At 73.9% G+C, this 19,591-nt stretch carries 2 protein-coding genes (1 of these 2 cut by a window edge); both read right to left on the minus strand.

The window, feature by feature from the left end; translation table 11 throughout:
• Positions 1–18,309 (minus strand): type I polyketide synthase, encoded by an 18,309-nt coding sequence (locus ACLWS4_RS02945; RefSeq protein ID WP_416873302.1) that lies wholly within the window; start codon positions 18,307–18,309, stop codon positions 1–3.
• A protein-coding gene (locus tag ACLWS4_RS02950) for a type I polyketide synthase (RefSeq protein ID WP_416873264.1) crosses the window boundary here: on the minus strand, positions 18,309–19,591 show its end. It continues 8,125 nt past the right edge of the window; only the last 1,283 of its 9,408 coding nucleotides appear in the window; the start codon falls outside the window, past its right edge — the gene reads right to left on this strand; the stop codon is at positions 18,309–18,311. Before ACLWS4_RS02950 ends, ACLWS4_RS02945 begins: the two co-directional genes overlap by 1 nt.

A 19,591-nucleotide genomic window follows, 5' to 3' on the forward strand; every position in this document is an offset into this window, starting at 1 on the left:
TCAGGAGTCTTTGCCATCGAGGGCTATGCGAATGAGGTCTTCGGCGTCCATGCCGTCGATGGACTCCGTGTCCGTTCGACTGTCCGCGCCGTTGTCCTGGGCCGGGTCGGCGAGTTGCAGCAGCAGGTCCAGCAGGCCGGCCTGCCGGATGCGGGCCAGCGGGATCGCCGAGATGGCCTCCCTGAGGGCCAGCTCGTCCGCGTCACCCTCCGGAGCGGCCTGCTCCGGCATGAACTCGCGCAGGATCTGCTCCGCGAGGGCGGTGGCGTTCGGGTGGTCGAAGACCATCGTGGAGGGCAGTCGGATACCGAGCGCCTTCGAGAGGCGGTTCCGCAGCTCGACCGCTCCGACGGAGTCGAAGCCCAGCTCCTTGAAGGCGCGTTGCGGCAGCACGTCGTCCGCCGAGTCGTAGCCGAGGACCGCGGCCGCGTGGCCCCGGACCAGGTCGGTCAGGACCTGGCGCTGCTCAGCGACCGGCATCCCGGCCAACCGGCCCGCCCACGCGCCGACTTCCTCGGTCGTGGTGGTGCCGGCCTCGGCGGCCAGCACCTCCCGAACCTCGGGGAGGTCCGTCAGCAGACGGCTGGCCCGGTGCAGGGTGTAGGTCGGCACGAACTGCGGCCAGTCGAAGCCGGCCACCACCATCGCACCCTCACCGGCGTCCAGGACCTGGCCCAGCGCCAGCATGCCCCGGCGCCCGTCGATGCCCTCCATACCGAACTCGCGCAACCGCTCACCACCAGAGCTCGCGGCCATCCCGACGCCCGCCCACAGGCCCCAGGCCACCGAAGAAGCCACCAGGCCCCGGGAGCGGCGGTCCTCGACCAACGCGTCCAGGTGCGCGTTCGCCGCCGCGTAACCGCCCAGGCCACCGCTGCCCCAGACACCCGCGCCCGACGAGAACAGCACAAACGCGTCGAGATCCCGACCCGCCGTCAACTCGTCCAACATCACAGCGCCGCCGACCTTCGCCGACAACAGCCAGGACAGGTCCGAAGGCTCGATCTCCTCGACCGGCCTACGGTCACCGACACCCGCCGAGTGGACCACCGACGACAACACCGGGCCCGCCACGTCGATACGGTCCAGGACCTCCGCCACAGAAGCGCGGTCGGCGATGTCACACGCCACCACGTCGACTGCCGATCCACGAGCCGCGATCGAGGCCGCCAGCTCCGCCACACCGGCGGCACCCGGGCCAGAACGGGACGTCAGCACCACTCGCGAGGCACCACGATCCGCCACCCACTGGGCGGTGATCGCACCGACGCCGCTCGTGCCACCCGTCACCAGCACCGACCCACGCGGCGACCACGCCTCGCGGACGACCGGACGGCCGGCGCGCACCAATCGCCGCGCCAGCACACCGCCCGCACGCACCGCGACCTGGTCCTCATCGCCGACCAGGACGGACGCCAGCCGCGCACCGACGCGGGCGTCCACGGCAGCCGGAAGGTCGATCAGCCCGCCCCAGCGGCCCGCCAACTCCAGCGCCGCGACGGCACCCAGACCCCACAGCTGCGCCTGGACCGGCCGCACCGCATCACCCGCGACCGCACCCACCGCACCCCGCGTGACCACCCACAGCGGGGCGGACACACCGAGCCGGCCAAGCTCCTGAACCAGCGCGACCGTTGCGGCCAGACCGCCGGGAACCAGCGGGAACGCTTCCTCCGGCGACTCGTCCAGCGCCAGCAGCGAGACCACACCCCGCAGGTCGGAGTGCGCGGCCACCGCAGCGGCGACACCGTCCGGAGTCGAGCGGACGACCCGCGCACCCGGAAGGTCCAGCGCCTCCGCGACCGCAGCCGCGTCGGCGCCGTCCCCGACCAGCAGCCAGGTCCCGGTCAGCACCGCGCCGGACTCGCCCACCGGCGCCCACGACACCCGGTACCGCCAGTCCGCGACCGCCGAGCCGGCCCGCTCACGGCGCCGCCAGTCGGTCAGCGCACCCAGCGCGGCATCCGCCGGGTCCACCCCGAGCAGATCGGCGAGCGCGGTGACATCACCACTCTCCACGGCGGTCCAGAAGCCCGCCTCCGCACCGGTGGCCACCGTGACGTCCGCGCGCTTGCGGTCCGCCTCCGGCCAGTAGTGGCGGTGCCGGAAGGCGTAGGTGGGCAGGTCCACCGTCGAACCGCGGCCGAGTACGGCGGCCCAGTCGACCGGGAGACCCTGCGCGTACACCTCGGCGAACGAGGTCAGCAGACGCTGGGCGCCGCCTTCCTCCCGTCGCAGCGTGCCCGCGACGACCGGGGACAGCGCCTCGAGGGCGTCACCGATCGCCGGCGTCAGCACCGGATGCGGCGACACCTCCAGGAACACCCCGTGCCCGGACTCACCCAGCAGACGAACCGCCCGCTCGAACTCGACGGTCTCCCGCAGCGACGCGTACCAGTACGCCGGGTCCAGCTCGGAGCCCGACAGCCACTCGCCCGTCAGTGCGGAGACCATGGGGATCCGGGCCTCACTCGGAGCGATGCCCTGGAGAACAGCGAGGATCTCCTCCCGCAGCTCGTTCACGTGCGCGCTGTGGGACGCGTAGTCCACCGGAATCATCCGCGCGCGCGGCGAATCCCCACAGGAGTCCGCCAGTTCACGCAGCGCGTCCGCATCACCGGAAACCACCGTCGCCGAAGGACCGTTCACGGCCGCCACCGACAGGCGGGAACCGTACGGGGCGATCCGCGCCCGGACGCCGTCCACCGGCTCCGCGATCGACAGCATCCCGCCACGACCCGCCAGCGCCTTTAGAGTCTTGCTCCGCAGAGCAACGACCTTCGCGGCATCGTCGAGGGAGAGAATCCCGGCCACCGCGGCGGCAGCGATCTCACCCTGCGAGTGACCCACCACCGCGTCCGGAGCAACACCCGCCGCCTCCCACACAGCGGCGAGCGACACCATCACAGCCCACAGCGCCGGCTGCACGACATCGGCAGCCTCGAAACCGTGCCGCCCAGCCAGGACATCGTCCAACTGCCAGTCCACATAAGGCGCCAGGGCCGCAGCACACTCCGCCAGCCGCGCCGCGAACACCGGCGACAACTCCGCCAGCTCACGCCCCATGCCGACCCACTGGCTCCCCTGACCGGGGAAGACGAACACCGTCCGCCCCACACCAGCAGCAGCCACCGAACCGGTCACCACGCCCGCCGCCGGCTGCGCCGTGGCCACCGCCGCCAGACGCTCAGCGAACTCGCCCCGCTCGCCGCCGAGCACAACGGCCCGGTGCTCCAGCGCCGCACGCGCCGTCGCCAGCGACCACGCCACATCGCCGACCGACAACTCCGGCCGCGCCAGCATGTGTTCACGCAGTCGGCCCGCCTGACCGGCGAGCGCCTCGGCGTCCCGTCCGGACAGCACCCACGCCGGGACACCGCCCGACAGCACCGGCACCACGTTCCCGCCGTCACTGTCGACGGGCGCCTCCGCCTCGGCCGGCGCCTCTTCGATGATCACGTGCGCGTTGGTGCCGCTGATGCCGAAGGCCGAAACACCCGCCCGACGCGGCCGCTCGCCCGCCGGCCACGCCACCTCGTCCTGGAGCAGACGGACGTTGCCCGTCTCCCAATCCACGTGCGAGGACGGCTCATCGGCGTGCAGCGTCTTCGGCAGCACCCCGGCCCGCAGTGCCAGCACCATCTTGATCACACCGGCCACACCCGCGGCCTGCTGGGCGTGCCCGATGTTGGACTTCACCGACCCCAGCCACAACGGCCGGCCCTCGAACCGCTCCTGGCCGTACGTCGCCAGCAGCGCGCCCGCCTCGATCGGGTCACCCAGCTCCGTACCCGTCCCGTGCGCCTCGACCACGTCCACGTCCGCGGCCGACAGCTGCGCACTCGCCAACGCCGCCCGGATGACCCGCCGTTGGGCAGGACCGTTCGGCGCCGTGAGACCGTTCGACGCACCGTCCTGGTTGATCGCGCTGCCGCGCACCACACCGAGCACCCGGTGCCCGTTGCGGCGGGCGTCCGACAGCCGCTCCAGCACCAGCATTCCGACGCCCTCGCCCATGCCCATGCCGTCCGCGCCCTCGCCGAAGGCCTTGCAGCGGCCGTCGGCCGACAGCGCGCGCAGCCGCGAGAAGCTCACGAACTCGCCGGGGTCGGCCATCACCGTCACACCGCCGGCCAGCGCCACCGTGCACTCGCCCGACCGCAGCGCCTGCACCGCCTGGTGCATCGCCACCAGCGAGGAGGAGCACGCCGTGTCGACGGTCACCGCGGGCCCGTTCAGGCCCAGCGTGTACGACACCCGGCCGGACAGGACGCTGAGCGCGTTCCCGGTGATCAGATGCGCCTGGGCCTCCGCTTCGTCGCCCAGCACCCCGATGTAGCCGGAGGCGGCCGCACCGATGAACACGCCGGTCGCGGAGCCGTGCAGCGACTTCGGGTCGATACCGGCCCGCTCGACGGCCTCCCAGGAGGTCTCCAGCAGCAGGCGCTGCTGCGGGTCCATCGCCAGCGCCTCACGCGGGCTGATCCCGAAGAAGCCGGCGTCGAACTCCCCGGCGCCGCCGAGGAACCCGCCCTCGATCACATAGGTCGAGCCCTCGGCGTCCGGGTCCGGGTCGAACAGGCCCTCGACGTCCCAGCCGCGGTCGGCCGGGAAGCCGCTGATCGCGTCGCCGCCCGCCGCCAGGAGGTCCCACAGCTCCTCGGGTGTCCGGACGCCACCGGGGTAGCGGCAGGCCATGCCGACGATCGCGATCGGATCGGTCGAGGCCGGTTGCACCACCACCGGGGCGGTCTCCTCCGAGACGCTCCCGAACAGCGCGGCCAGGATCTCGTCCGCCAGCGCGGACGCGCTCGGGTGGTCGAAGATCACCGTGGACGGCAGCCGGACGCCCACGGCCGCGTTCAGGCGGTTGCGCAGGTCCACGGCGGTCAGCGAGTCGAAGCCCAGCTCGCGGAACGCCCGGCTGGCGACGATCTCGTCCGCCGACTCGTGGCCCAGCACTGCGGCCGCCTGTGTCCGCACCAGCTCCACGACGGTCCGGCGCCGCTCGGCGGCCGACAGGCCCGCCAGGCGCGCGGCGAACTCGCTGCGCTGGTCGTCGACCGGACGGCCGGGGGCGGTGTCCTCCTGCGCCTCCGGAATGGTGTCCAGCAGCGGACGGGGACGCGCGGCCGTGAAGACCGGCGCGAACTTCTCCCACTCGACGTCCGCGACCGCGATGAACGTCTCGTCGTCGGCGAGGACCTCACCCAGCGCGGTCAACGCCCGCTGGGTGTCCAGGAAGTTCATGCCCTGCCGCAGCAGCCGGTGCGGGGTCACCCGCCCCGGCGCCTGGTCCATCACCGCGTCCACGGCGTCCCAGTCACGGGTGTTCCACACACCCCACGCGATCGAGGTACCCGGCAGGCCCCGGCCGCGCCGGTCCTCCGCGAGCCCGTCCAGGAAGGAGTTCCCGGCGGCGTACGCGGCGTGGTCGTTGCTGCCCCAGGTCGCCGAGATCGACGAGAACATCACGAACTCGTCGATGCCCAGGTCCGCCGTCGCCTCGTCCAGGTAGGTGGCGCCGGCCGCCTTCGCGCCGAGTGCCGCCGCCAGGCCTTCGTGATCCGTGTGCTCGACCCGCGAGAGGTACGGGGTGTTCGCCGAGTGCAGGACGGTCGACAGGCCGGGACCGGTGTTCTCGATCCACGACACCATCGCCGTGACCTGCGCACGCTCCGTCAGGTCGCAGCTGACGACCTCGACGGCCGAACCGCCGGTCGCCACGGCGGCGGCCAGCGCCGCCACACCGTGCGCCGACGGGCCGGACCGGGAGGTCAGAACCACCCTCGGCGCGCGGTGCTCGGCAAGCCACGGACCGATGCAGACGCCGATCGAGCCGGTGCCACCGGTCAGCAGGACGGTGCCGCGCGGAGACCAGTCAGCCGACTCGACGCGACGGGCCTCGGCCCGCACCAGACGGCGCAGGAACACACCCGACGGCCGCACCGCGACCTGGTCCTCACCGCCATCGGCGAACACGCCGACCAGCCGGGCCGCGGCATCGGCGTCCACCACCGGCGGCAGGTCGACCAGACCGCCCCAGCGGTCCGCGTGCTCCAGGCCCACGGCCCGGCCCAGACCCCAGACCTGCGTCTGGATCGGGCTGGTCGTCACCTCGCCGGCGGCGACCTGCACCGCGCCACGGGTCAGCACCCAGAGGGGAGCGGCGATCCCGGCCCGGCCCAGCCTCTGCACCAGGTCGAGGGTGTCGGCGCTGCCGCGCGGGACCCACCCGAACTCGGCGTCCAGCGACTCGTCCAGGGCCAGGAGGGACACCACGCCCTGGACATCCGCACCGGCACCGGCGATGGCCTCATCGAGGCCCGCCAGCGTCGTCCGCACGACCTCGGCGCCACAACTCGCCAGCGCCTCGGCCACCACACCGGCGTCCGCCGCGTCCCCGACCAGCAGCCAGGTACCGGACAGGACCGCCGGGCCGCTCCCGGTCGCCGGCTGCCAGGTGATCCGGTAACGCCAGTCGTCCACCGACGCCCTGGCCCGCTGCGGGGTGCGCGGCTCCGGCCAGAACCGCTGGCGCTGGAAGGCGTACGTCGGCAGGCCGACGCTCTCACCACCACCGAGCACCGTCGCCCAGTCCACCGGAGCGCCCTGGACGTAGGCCTCGGCGAAGGACGACAGCAGGCGCTCGGCCCCGCCGTCCTCGCGGCGCAGGGTGCCGACCACCACCGAACCGTCGACGTCCTCGACCACGTCGCCCACCGCGCCGGTCAGCACCGCGTGCGGGGACACCTCCACGAACACCCCGTGCCCGGAGGCGCCCAGGATCCGGACCGCCCGCTCGAACTCGACGGTCTCGCGGAGCGACGCGTACCAGTAGTCGGGGTCCATCTCCGGGCCCGACAGCCATGCGCCCGTCAGCGCGGACACCATGGGGATCCGGGCCTCGGTCGGCACGATGCCCTGGAGAACGGCGAGGATCTCCTCGCGCAGCTCGTCCACGTGGGCGCTGTGGGACGCGTAGTCCACCGGGATCATCCGGGCACGCGGCGAATCCCCACAGGAGTCCGCGAGTTCACGCAGCGCATCGGCGTCACCGGAGACGACCGTCGCCGACGGGCCGTTCACCGCCGCCACCGACAGGCGAGAGCCGTACGGAGCGATCCTCGCCCGAACACCCTCCACCGGCTCGGCAATCGACAGCATCCCACCACGACCAGCAAGGGCCTTCAGGGTCTTGCTCCGCAGAGCGACGACCTTGGCGGCGTCGTCCAAGGAGAGAATCCCCGCGACGGCCGCAGCGGCAATCTCACCCTGCGAGTGGCCGACCACGGCGTCAGGAGCGACACCCGCCGCCTCCCAGACGGCGGCGAGCGAGACCATCACCGCCCACAGCGCCGGCTGCACCACATCAGCAGCCTCGAAACCGTGAAGGCCCGCCAGCACATCGTCCAACTGCCACTCCACGTACGGAGCGAGAGCCGCAGCGCACTCCGCCAACTTCGCGGCGAAGACCGGCGAGGCCTCCGCCAGCTCGCGCCCCATGCCGACCCACTGGCTGCCCTGACCGGGGAAGACGAACACCGTCCGCCCCACACCGCCAGGAGCCACCGAACCGGTCACCACACCCGCCGCCGGCTGCCCCGTGGCCACCGCCACGAGACCCGCCGCGAGCTCACTCCGCTCGCCACCGAGCACGACCGCCCGGTGCTCCAGCGCCGCACGCGCCGTCGCCAGCGACCACGCCACATCGCCGACCGACAACTCCGGCCGCGCCAGCACGTGTTCACGCAGCCGACCGGCCTGACCGGCCAGTGCCGCGACGCTCTGGCCCGACACCGTCCACACCGAAGGCGCGGTCCCGAGGACCTCCGGCGCCGGCTGCTCCGCCGGGCGCTCGGCCTCGACCGCCGCGACCGGTGCTTCCTCGACGATCAGGTGGACGTTGGTGCCGCTCACGCCGAACGCCGACACACCCGCCCGACGCGGGCGCCCACCCGCCGGCCACTCCACCGCCTCCTGGAGCAGACGGACGTTGCCCGTCTCCCAGTCCACGTGCGAGGACGGCTCGTCCGCGTGCAGCGTCTTCGGCAGCACCTCGTGCCGCAGCGCCATCACCATCTTGATCACACCCGCCACACCGGCCGCGCACTGCGAGTGCCCGATGTTGGACTTCACCGACCCCAGCCAGAGCGGCCGGTCGGCGGCGCGGTCCTCGGCCTGCCCGTAGGTGGCCAGCAGCGCCTGCGCCTCGATCGGGTCACCGAGCGTCGTGCCGGTGCCGTGCGCCTCGACCACGTCCACGTCCGCCGCCGACAGCTGCGCGTTGGCCAGCGCCGCACGGATCACCCGCCGCTGCGAGGGACCGTTCGGCGCCGCCAGACCGTTCGACGCGCCGTCCTGGTTCGCCGCGCTCCCCCGGATCACCGCCAGCACCTGGTGCCCGTTGCGGCGGGCATCGGACAGGCGCTCCAGCAGCACCATGCCCGCGCCCTCGCCCCAGCCGATGCCGTCGGCCTCGTCCGAGAACGCCTTCGACCGGCCGCTGGAGGCCATGCCGCCCTGCTGGGCGAACTCCATGAAGGCGGCCGGGGAGACCATCACCGCCACGCCGCCGGCCAGCGCCATCGAGCACTCGCCGGCCCGCAGCGCCTGCACCGCCTGGTGCATCGCCACCAGCGAGGACGAGCACGCCGTGTCCACCGTCAGAGCAGGACCGGTCAGGCCCAGGCAGTACGAGATCCGGCCGGAGTGGACAGCGGTCACGTTCCCGATCAGCCGGTAGCCGTCCAGGCTGGTGTCCTCGACGGGCAGGACCGAGCTGTACCCCGAGAAGTTGGCGCCGACGAAGACGCCGGTCGCCGAGCCGTGCAGCGACTTCGGGTCGATCCCGCCGTGCTCGATGGCCTCCCAGGAGGTCTCCAGCAGCAGCCGCTGCTGCGGGTCCATCGCCAGGGCCTCGCGCGGGCTGATCCCGAAGAACCCGGCGTCGAACTCGGCCGCGTCATGGACGAATCCGCCCTGTCGCCGGTACTCCTGGCCCTTGCCGAACTCCTCCTCGTAGGCGTCCCACCCGCGGTCGGTCGGGAAGCCGCCGATGGTGTCGGTGCCGGAGGCCACCATGCTCCAGAACTGCTCGGGACCGACCGCCCCGCCCGGGTACCGGCATCCCATGCCGACGATCGCGATCGGCTCGCCGATCGCCGCGGCCACGACCTGGACCGCGCCGTCCCGCTGGACCATCTGCTCGTCCGCGCCGACGAGTTCGCCGCGGACGTAGTCCGCGACAGCGGCGGCGTTCGGGTGGTCGAAGACCATCGTGGAGGCCAGCTTGACACCGACCTCCTTGGAGAGGCGGTTCCGCAGCTCGACGGCTCCGACGGAGTCGAAGCCCAGCTCCTTGAACGCGCGTTGCGGCAGCACGTCCTCCGCCGACTCGTGACCGAGGACCGCGGCCGCGTGACCGCGCACCAGGTCGGTCAGGACCTGGCGCTGCTCAGCGACCGGCATCCCGGCCAACCGGCTTGCCCACGCGCCGACTTCCTCGGTGGTGGACTCGACGGCGGCCTCGGCGGCCAGGACCGCGCGGACCTCGGGCAGGTCCGCCAGCAGACGGCTCGGCCGGTGCAGGGTGTAGGTCGGCACGAACTGCGGCCAGTCGAAGCCGGCCACCACCATCGCACCCTCGCCCGCGTCCAGGACCTGGCCCAGCGCCAGCATGCCCCGACGCCCGTCGATGCCCTCCATGCCGAACTCGCGCAACCGCTCGCCACCGGAGCTCGCGGCCATCCCGACACCGGCCCACAGGCCCCAGGCGACCGAAGAAGCCACCAGGCCCCGGGAGCGGCGGTCCTCGACCAACGCGTCCAGGTGCGCGTTCGCCGCCGCGTAGCCGCCCAGGCCACCGCTGCCCCACACACCCGCGCCCGACGAGAACAGCACGAACGCGTCGAGATCCCGACCCGCCGTCAACTCGTCCAGCACCACAGCACCGCCGACCTTCGCCGACAGCAGCCAGGACAGGTCCGAAGGCTCGATCTCCTCGACCGGCCTACGGTCACCGACACCCGCCGAGTGGACCACCGACGACAACACCGGGCCCGCCGCATCGATACGGTCCAGGACCTCCGCCACAGAAGCGCGGTCGGCGATGTCACACGCCACCACCTCGACTGCCGCACCGCGAGCCGCGATCGACGCCGCCAGCTCCGCCACACCGGCGGCACCCGGACCCGAACGGGACGTCAGCACGACCCGCGAGGCGCCACGATCCGCCACCCACTGGGCGGTGATCGCACCCACGCCGCTCGTGCCACCCGTCACCAGGACCGAGCCACGCGGCGACCACGCCTCACGGACGACCGGACGACCGGCACGCACCAACCGCCGCGCCACCACACCGCCCGCACGCACCGCGACCTGGTCCTCATCCCCGACCAGGACCGACGCCAGCCGCGCACCCGTACGTGCGTCCACGGCAGCCGGAAGGTCGATCAGCCCGCCCCAGCGGCCCGCCAACTCCAGCCCCGCCACGGCACCCAGACCCCAGACCTGCGCCTGCACCGGCCGCACCACATCACCCGCGACCGCACCCACCGCACCCCGCGTGACCACCCACAGCGGGGCCACAACCCCGGCACGATCGAGCGTCCGGATCAGCGCGAGCGTGTCAACACCACCACGCGACACCCACGGGAACGCCTCCTGCGGCGACTCGTCCAGCGCCAGCAGCGACAGCACTCCGCTCAGGTCGGAGCACGCGGCCACCGCCTCACCCACGGCATCCACCGCAGTACGGACCACGGTTGCCCCGTGGGACTCCAGCGCCGCCACGACCGCAGCGGCATCCGGGGACTCCCCCACCAGCAGCCACGTCCCGGTCAACACCCCGCCGGACTCGCTCACCGGCGCCCACGACACCCGGTACCGCCAGTCCGCGACCGCCGACCCGGCCAGGCCACGGCGCCGGTAATCGGCCAGCGCCGGCAACACCTCGCCCAGCCGGTCACCGTCGATGTTCAACGCCGCCGCCAGGCCGTCGGCGTCCCCGCCCTCGACCGCCGCCCAGAACTCGGCATCGATGACGGAGCCCTCGGCAACCTCGGCCACCGCCTCGGGCCAGTAGTGACGGTGCTGGAACGCGTACGTCGGCAGGTCCACCGTCGAACCACCGGCGAGGACCGACACCCAGTCCACCGTGGCGCCCTGGACGTAGGCCTCGGCGAACGACGTCAGCAGGCGGTCCGCACTGCCCTCGTCGCGCCGCAACGTGCCCACCACGACCGGGGACAGCGCCTCCAGGGCGTCACCGATCGCCGGCGTCAGCACCGGGTGCGGCGACACCTCCAGGAACACACCGTGCCCGGACTCACCCAGCAGACGAACCGCCCGCTCGAACTCGACGGTCTCCCGCAGCGACGCGTACCAGTACGCCGGGTCCAGCTCGGAACCCGCCAGCCACTCGCCCGTCAGCGCGGAGATCATCGGGACCTGCGCCTCACGAGGCCGGATCCCCTCAAGGACGGAGAGGATCTCCTCGCGCAGCTCGTCCACATGGGCGCTGTGCGAGGCGTAGTCCACCGGAATCATCCGGGCGCGCGGCGAATCCCCGCACGCCTCGGCGAGTTCACGCAGAGCATCCGCGTCACCGGAAACCACCGTCGCCGACGGACCATTCACCGCCGCCACCGACAACCGGGCACCATACGGGGCGATCCGCGCCCGGACACCCGCCACCGGCTCCGCGATCGACAGCATCCCACCGCGACCGGCCAGGGCCTTCAGGGTCCGGCTGCGAAGAGCAACAACCTTCGCCGCATCCTCCAGCGAAAGAATCCCCGCGACAGCAGCCGCCGCGATCTCACCCTGCGAGTGACCGACCACGGCGTCCGGAGCGACACCGGCCGCCTCCCAGACCGCCGCGAGCGAGACCATCACGGCCCACAGCGCCGGCTGCACCACATCGGCGGCCTCGAAACCGTGCCGACCGGCCAGCACATCGTCCAACTGCCAGTCCACATAAGGCGCCAGAGCCTCGGCGCACTCCGCCAGCCGCGCCGCGAACACCGGCGACGAAGCGGCCAGCTCACGCCCCATCCCGACCCACTGGCTCCCCTGACCGGGGAAGACGAACACCGTCCGCCCCACCCCACCGGGAGCGAGTCCGCCGGTCACGACACCGGGCGCGGGCTGCCCCGTGGCCACCGCCGCGAGACCCGCCGCGAGCTCACTCCGCTCGCCGCCCAGCACCACCGCACGCTGCTCGAACACCGAACGCGTCGTCGCGAGCGACCACGCCACATCTCCGACCGACAACTCCGGCCGCGCCAACACGTGTTCACGCAGTCGACCGGCCTGACCGGCCAGCGCCACCGCACTACGACCGGAGACCCGCCACACCGACGTCCCGCCGGTCAGCACCGGAAGCTCCGGGAGCTCCGGGAGCTCCGGGAGCTCCGGGAGCTCCGGCCCAGGCTCGGACGCCGCCTCGACGGCCGCCGGGGCCTCCTCCACGATCACGTGGACGTTGGTGCCGCTGATCCCGAAGGCCGACACGCCCGCCCGGCGCGGCCGCTCGCCCGCCGGCCACTCCACCTGCTCCTGGAGCAGCCGGACGTTGCCCAGGTCCCAGTCGACGTGCGAGGACGGCTGCTCGGCGTGCAGGGTCTTCGGCAGCACGCCGTGCCGCAGCGCCATCACCATCTTGATCACACCGGCCACACCGGCGGCCTGCTGGGCGTGCCCGATGTTGGACTTCACCGACCCCAGCCACAGCGGCCGGTCCCCGGCGCGTCCCTGGCCGTAGGTGGCCAGCAGCGCGCCGGCCTCGATCGGGTCGCCGAGCGTGGTGCCGGTGCCGTGCGCCTCGACCGCGTCGACGTCGGACGCCGACAGCTGGGCGTTGGCCAGCGCGGAGAGGATCACGCGCTGCTGCGAGGGGCCGTTGGGCGCGGACAGGCCGTTGGAGGCGCCGTCCTGGTTGACGGCGCTCCCGCGGAGCACGCCGAGCACCTGGTGCCCGTTGCGGCGGGCGTCCGACAGCCGTTCCAGCACCAGCATGCCGACGCCTTCGCCGATGCCCATGCCGTCCGCGCCGTCGCCGAAGGCCTTGCAGCGGCCGTCGGAGGAGAGCGCGCGCAGCCGCGAGAAGCCGACGAACTCGCCGGGGTCGGCCATCACGGTCACACCGCCGGCCAGTGCCACCGTGCACTCGCCCGACCGGAGCGCCTGGGTCGCCTGGTGCAGCGCGACCAGCGAGGAGGAGCACGCGGTGTCCACGGTCATCGCCGGGCCGACCAGGCCCAGGGAGTAGGCGATCCGGCCGGAGAGCACGCTCAGCGCGTTCCCGGTGATCAGGTGGGCCTGTACGCCGGCCTCGTCGCCGACCGCGCCGAAGTAGCCGGACGGGGCCGCGCCGATGAAGACGCCGGTCGCCGAGCCGTGCAGCGTCCGCGGGTCGATGCCCGCGCGCTCGACGGCCTCCCAGGAGGTCTCCAGCAGCAGGCGCTGCTGCGGGTCCATGGCGAGGGCCTCGCGCGGGCTGATGCCGAAGAACCCGGCGTCGAACTCCCCGGCGCCGCTGAGGAATCCGCCCTCCACGACGTAGGTCGAGCCCTCGGCGTCGGCGTCCGCGTCGAACAGCGCCTCGGCGTCCCAGCCGCGGTCGGCCGGGAAGCCGCTGATCGCGTCCCCGCCGGCGGCGATCAGGTCCCACAGCTCCTCGGGCGAGCGCACGCCGCCCGGGTAGCGGCAGGCCATGCCGACGATCGCGATCGGCTCCGAGGGCGCGGCGGCCACCGCGACCACCTGGCCGGGGCCCTCCGCCCCGAACAGCGCGCTCAGGATCTCCTCGGCCAGCACGGACGCGCTCGGGTGGTCGAAGACGACGGTGGACGGCAGGCGCAGGCCGCAGGCGGTGTTCAGGCGGTTGCGCAGCTCGACGGCGGTCAGCGAGTCGAAGCCCAGCTCGCGGAAGGCCCGCGTCGCGACGATCTCGTCCGCCGAGTCGTGGCCGAGGACCGCGGCGGCGTGCGAGCGCACCAGCTCCACGACGCTCCGGCGCCGCTCGGCCGCCGACAGGCCGGCCAGCCGCGAGGCGAACTCGCCGCGCTCGTCGGCGGCCGTCGTGGCGGCCGTCTCGGCCCGGGCCTCGGGGATGGTGTCCAGCAGCGGGCGCGGGCGCGCGGCCGTGAAGACCGGCGCGAACTTCTGCCACTCGACGTCCGCGAGGGCGATGAAGGTCTCGTCGTCGGCGAGGACCTCGCCGAGCGCGGTCAGCGCCCGCTGGGTGTCGAGGAAGTTCATGCCCTGCCGCAGCAGGCGCTGGGGCGTCACCCGGCCGGGTGCCTGGTCCATCACCGCGTCGACGGCGTCCCAGTCGCGGGTGTTCCAGACGCCCCACGCGATCGAGGTGCCGGGCAGGCCGCGGGCCCGGCGGTCCTCCGCCAGCGCGTCGAGGAAGGCGTTGCCGGCGGCGTAGGCGCCGTGGTCGTTGCTGCCCCAGGTCGCCGAGATCGACGAGAAGAGGACGAACTCGTCGATGCCCAGGCCGGCCGTGGCCTCGTCCAGGTGGACGGCGCCGGCCGCCTTCGCGCCGAGCGCGGCGACCAGGCCTTCGCGGCTGGTGTCCTCCACCCGGGCCAGGTAGGGCGCGTTGGCGGAGTGCAGGACGGTGGACAGGCCGGGGCCGGAGGCCTCGATCCAGGCCACCAGGCCGGTCGCCTGGCCCCGGTCCGCCAGGTCGCAGCTGACGACCTCGACGGCCGAGCCGCCGTTCGCCACGGCGGCGGCCAGTGCCGCCACGCCGGGCGCCGACGGGCCGGAGCGGGAGGTCAGAACCACCCTCGGCGCGCCGTGCTCGGCAAGCCAGGGGCCGATGCAGACGCCGATCGACCCCGTGCCGCCGGTCAGCAGGACGGTGCCGCGCGGCGACCAGTCAGCCGACTCGACGCGCCGGGCCTCGGCCCGCACCAGACGGCGCAGGAACACACCCGACGGCCGCACCGCGACCTGGTCCTCCCGGCCGTCCGCGAACACACCGACCAGACGAGCGGCGGCCTCGGCGTCCAGCACCGGCGGCAGGTCGACCAGACCGCCCCACCAGTCCGCGTGCTCCAGGCCCACGGCCCGGCCCAGACCCCAGACCTGGGCCTGCACCGGACTGGTCGTCACCTCGCCGGCGCCGACCGCCACCGCGCCACGGGTCAGCACCCACAGCGGGGCCGTGACCCCGGTCTCGACCAGCACCCGGACCAGGTCGACCGTCCCGGCCAGACCGCCCGGAACCGACGGGTGCTCCGCCAGCGGCGCCTCGTCCAGGGCCAGCAGCGACACCACACCGGCCACGCCCTCGGCCAGTGCCGCGTCGACGTCCTCCGGTCCCGCGACGGCGACGACGCTCGCACCGCGGGCCGTCAGCGCGTTCGCGACCGCCTCCCGGTCGGGGCCGTCGCCGACCAGCAGCCAGGTCCCCGACGGCGTGGCGGCCCGGTTCGCGTCGGCCGCCTGCCAGACGATCCGGTAGCGCCAGTCGTCCACCGAGGTGGCCGGGCCGGCGGCCTGGACGGAGGCCACGGCGCCGAGCCAGTAGCGCCGGCGCTGGAAGGCGTAGGTGGGCAGGTCCACGACCGTGCCGCCGCCCAGGAGCGCGGCCCAGTCGACGGGGAGGCCCCGCACGTAGGCCTCGGCGAGCGAGGTCAGAAGACGCCCGGCGCCGCCCTCCTCGCGCCGCAGGGTGCCGACCACGGCCGAGCCCTCGACGTCCTCGACGACGTCGCCCACCGCGCCGGTCAGCACCGCGTGCGGGGAGACCTCCACGAACGCCCCGTGCCCGGACTCGGCGAGGATGCGGACCGCCCGCTCGAACTCGACGGTCTCGCGGAGCGAGGCGTACCAGTAGTCGGGGTCCAGCTCCGGGCCCGAGAGCCAGGCGCCGGTCAGCGCGGAGACCATGGGGATCCGGGCCTCGGTCGGAGCGATGCCCTGGAGAACCGAGAGGATCTCCTCGCGCAGCTCGTCCACGTGGGCGCTGTGGGACGCGTAGTCCACCGGAATCATCCGGGCACGCGGCGAATCCCCGCAGGAGTCGGCGAGTTCGCGCAGCGCGTCAGCGTCACCGGAGACGACCGTCGCCGACGGACCGTTCACCGCCGCGACCGACAGCCGGGAACCGTACGAAGCGATCCGGGCGCGGACACCCGCCACCGGCTCGGCGATCGACAGCATCCCACCGCGACCGGCCAGCGCCTTCAGGGTCTTGCTCCGCAGAGCAACGACCTTGGCAGCGTCATCGAGGGAGAGAATCCCGGCCACAGCGGCGGCGGCAATCTCGCCCTGCGAGTGACCGACCACGGCATCGGGAGCGACACCAGCCGCCTCCCAGACCGCAGCCAGCGAGACCATCACGGCCCACAGCGCCGGCTGCACCACATCAGCGGCCTCGAAGCCGTGAAGCCCGGCCAGAACGTCGTCCAACTGCCAGTCCACGTACGGAGCGAGAGCCGCAGCGCACTCCGCCAGCTTCGCCGCGAACACCGGCGACGAAGCGGCCAACTCACGCCCCATCCCGACCCACTGGCTCCCCTGCCCCGGGAAGACGAACACCGTCCGCCCCACACCCGCGGCATCCACCGAGCCCGTGACCACGCCGGGCGCGGGCTGCCCCGCGGCGACGGCCGTCAGCCCCGCGGCGAGTCCGTCCCGGTCCGGGCCGAGCACGACGGCCCGGTGCTCCAGCGCCGACCGCGTCGTGGCCAGCGACCACGCGACGTCGCCGACCGACAACTCCGGCCGCTCCGTCACGTGTTCACACAGCCGACCCGCCTGACCGGCCAGCGCCGCGGCGCTCTGCCCCGACACCACCCACGCGGGAAGGCCCTCGCCGGACAGGACGCGCGGCGCGGCGCCCGCCACGACCTCCGGGCGTCCCGAGCCCGCCGGCGCCTCCTCCAGGATCAGGTGCGCGTTGGTGCCGCTGACGCCGAACGCGGACACGCCCGCCCGGCGCGGCTGCTCGCCCGCCGGCCACGCCACCGCTTCGCTCAGCAGCCGGACGTTGCCCGAGGCCCAGTCCACGTGCGGCGACGGGTTCCCGGCGAAGAGGGTCTTCGGCAGCACGCCGTGCTGCAATGCCAGCACCATCTTGATCACACCGGCGACACCGCTCGCGCAGCCGGAGTGGCCGATGTTGGACTTCACCGACCCCAGCCAGAGCGGCCGGTCGGCGGCGCGGTCCTCGGCCTGCCCGTAGGTGGCCAGCAGCGCCTGCGCCTCGATCGGGTCGCCCAGCGTCGTGCCCGTCCCGTGCGCCTCGACCACGTCCACGTCCGCCGCGGTCAGGCCGGCGTCGGCCAGTGCCGAGTGGATGACGCGGTACTGCGAGGGCCCGTTGGGGGCGGTGATGCCGTTGGAGGCGCCGTCCTGGTTGACGGCGCTGCCGCGGATCACGCCGAGCACCTGGTGGCCGTTGCGGCGGGCGTCGGAGAGGCGCTCCAGCGCGATGATGCCGGCGCCCTCGCCCCAGCCGATGCCGTCGGCCTCGGCGGCGAAGGACTTGCACCGGCCGTCGGCGGCCATGCCGCCCTGCTGGGAGAACTCGATGTACGCGTCGGGCATGACCAGCACCTCGACGCCGCCCGCCAGGGCGAGGGAGCACTCGCCCGAGCGCAGCGAGCGCACCGCGAGGTGGAGTGCCACGAGCGAGGAGGAGCAGGCGGTGTCGATCGTCACGGCGGGGCCGGTCAGGCCCAGCGTGTAGGAGATGCGTCCGGAGACGACGGCGGTCAGGCCGCCGGTCATCTTGTAGCCCTCGGCGCCGCTGCCGTTGCCGCCCACGCCCGAGCCGTACGCGGTGCCGCTGGCGCCGACGAACACGCCGGTGTCGGAGCCCTTCAGGGACATCGGGTCGATGCCGGCCCGCTCGACCGCCTCCCAGGCGGTCTCCAGCAGGATCCGCTGCTGCGGGTCCATCGCCAGGGCCTCGCGCGGGCTGATCCCGAAGAACCCGGGGTCGAAGTCGGCCACGTCGTAGAGGAATCCGCCGACCCGGGCGTACTCCTCGCCGGCGCGCGCGTCCGGGTTGCCGTAGGCGCGCTCCCACTCCGCCCAGCCGCGGTCGGTGGGGAAGCCGCCCATGGCGTCCGTCCCGGCGGAGAGCAGGTCCCAGAACCGGTCGGGGCCGGTGATGCCCCCGGCGTAGCGGCAGCCGAGGCCGACGACGGCGATCGGCTCGCGCTCGCCGGCTTCCAGTTCCTTGACGCGCTCGCGGGTCCGATACAGGTCGGCGGCGAGCTTCTTCAGAGTGTCGAGCAGCTGCTTGTCGCCGCCCGCCGCCTGCGCACCACCGGTCATCACGAAAGCCCCAATTCCTTGTTGATGAAGTCCAGGACCTCGCCGGCGTCGGCGTCGTCCAGTCGCCCGGCCAGCGTCTGCTGCTCCTGCTCGTCCTGCCGTGGTTGCTCGGTGTCGCCCAGCCAGCGGGAGAGCACGTTCCTCAGCCGCAGGGTCACGTCGCGCCGGGCGCCGCTGCCGCCGGGCACCGCCGCGAGCGCGGCCTCCAGGCGGTCGAGCCCGTCGAGCACCGGGTCGGTGCCGGGGGCGGCCCGGGTGTCGTCGGCGGGCGCGGCTCGCAGGCCGAGTTCGCCGTGCAGGTACTCGGCGAGTTCGGCGGGGGTCGGGTGGTCGAAGACGAGGGTGGCGGGCAGCCGCCGCCCGGTGGTGTCGGTGATCCGGTTGCGCAGGTCGACGGCCATCACGGAGTCGAAGCCGAGGTGGCGGAACGGCCGGCCCTTGGGCAGTGCTCCGGCGGTGTGGCCGAGGACGGCGGCGGCCTGGTCGCAGACGATCTCCACGAGTCGGCGCAGCTGCTCCGCGTGGGGCAGGCCGGCGAGTCGGTCGGCCAGGCCGGTGCCGTCCGGTCCGTCGCTCCCGGTGCCGGGGCCGGAGTCCGCGGGTTCCGGTCGGGTCCCGGCGTCGGGCAGGTCGGCGAGGAGGCGGCTGGGACGGCGCAGGGTGAACGTCGGGCCGAACACCGACCAGTCGATGTCCGCGACGGTGACGGCGTCCTCTCCTCCGTCCAGGGCCTGGCCGAGGGCGCGGACGGCGAGTTCGGGCGCCATGGCCCGGACGCCGTAGCGGGTCAGCCGGGTGGTCACGCTGCCGCCGCCCATGCCGCCGCCGTCCCACAGGCCCCAGGAGAGCGTGGTGGCGGGGCGGCCGGCGGCGCGGCGTTCGGCGGCGAGGCCGTCGAGGTAGCCGTTGGCGGCGGCGTAGCCGGCCTGGTCGCTGCCGCCCCAGACGGCGGCGCCGGAGGAGAACAGCACGAAGTCGTCGAGGCCGCGGTCGGCGGTCAGCTCGTCGAGCCAGCGGGCGCCGCCCGCCTTGGGGGCGCAGACCTCGGCCAGCCCGGCCGCGGTGGTCTCGCCGACGGTGCCGCCCTGGCCGACGCCCGCGGTGTGCAGCACCGTGGACAGGGCCGGGCCGCCGGTGGCGTCGATCCGGGCCAGCAGGGCGGCGACCTCGGCGCGCTCGGCGACGTCGCAGGCGACGACGTCGACGCCGGTGCCGCGGGCGGCGAGTTCGGCGGCGCGGGCGGCGACGCCCTCGGTGGCCGGGCCGCGACGGCCGGTCAGCA

Origin of the sequence: Kitasatospora sp. SC0581, assembly GCF_048159585.1 — a bacterium.
Classification (GTDB): Bacteria; Actinomycetota; Actinomycetes; order Streptomycetales; family Streptomycetaceae; genus Kitasatospora.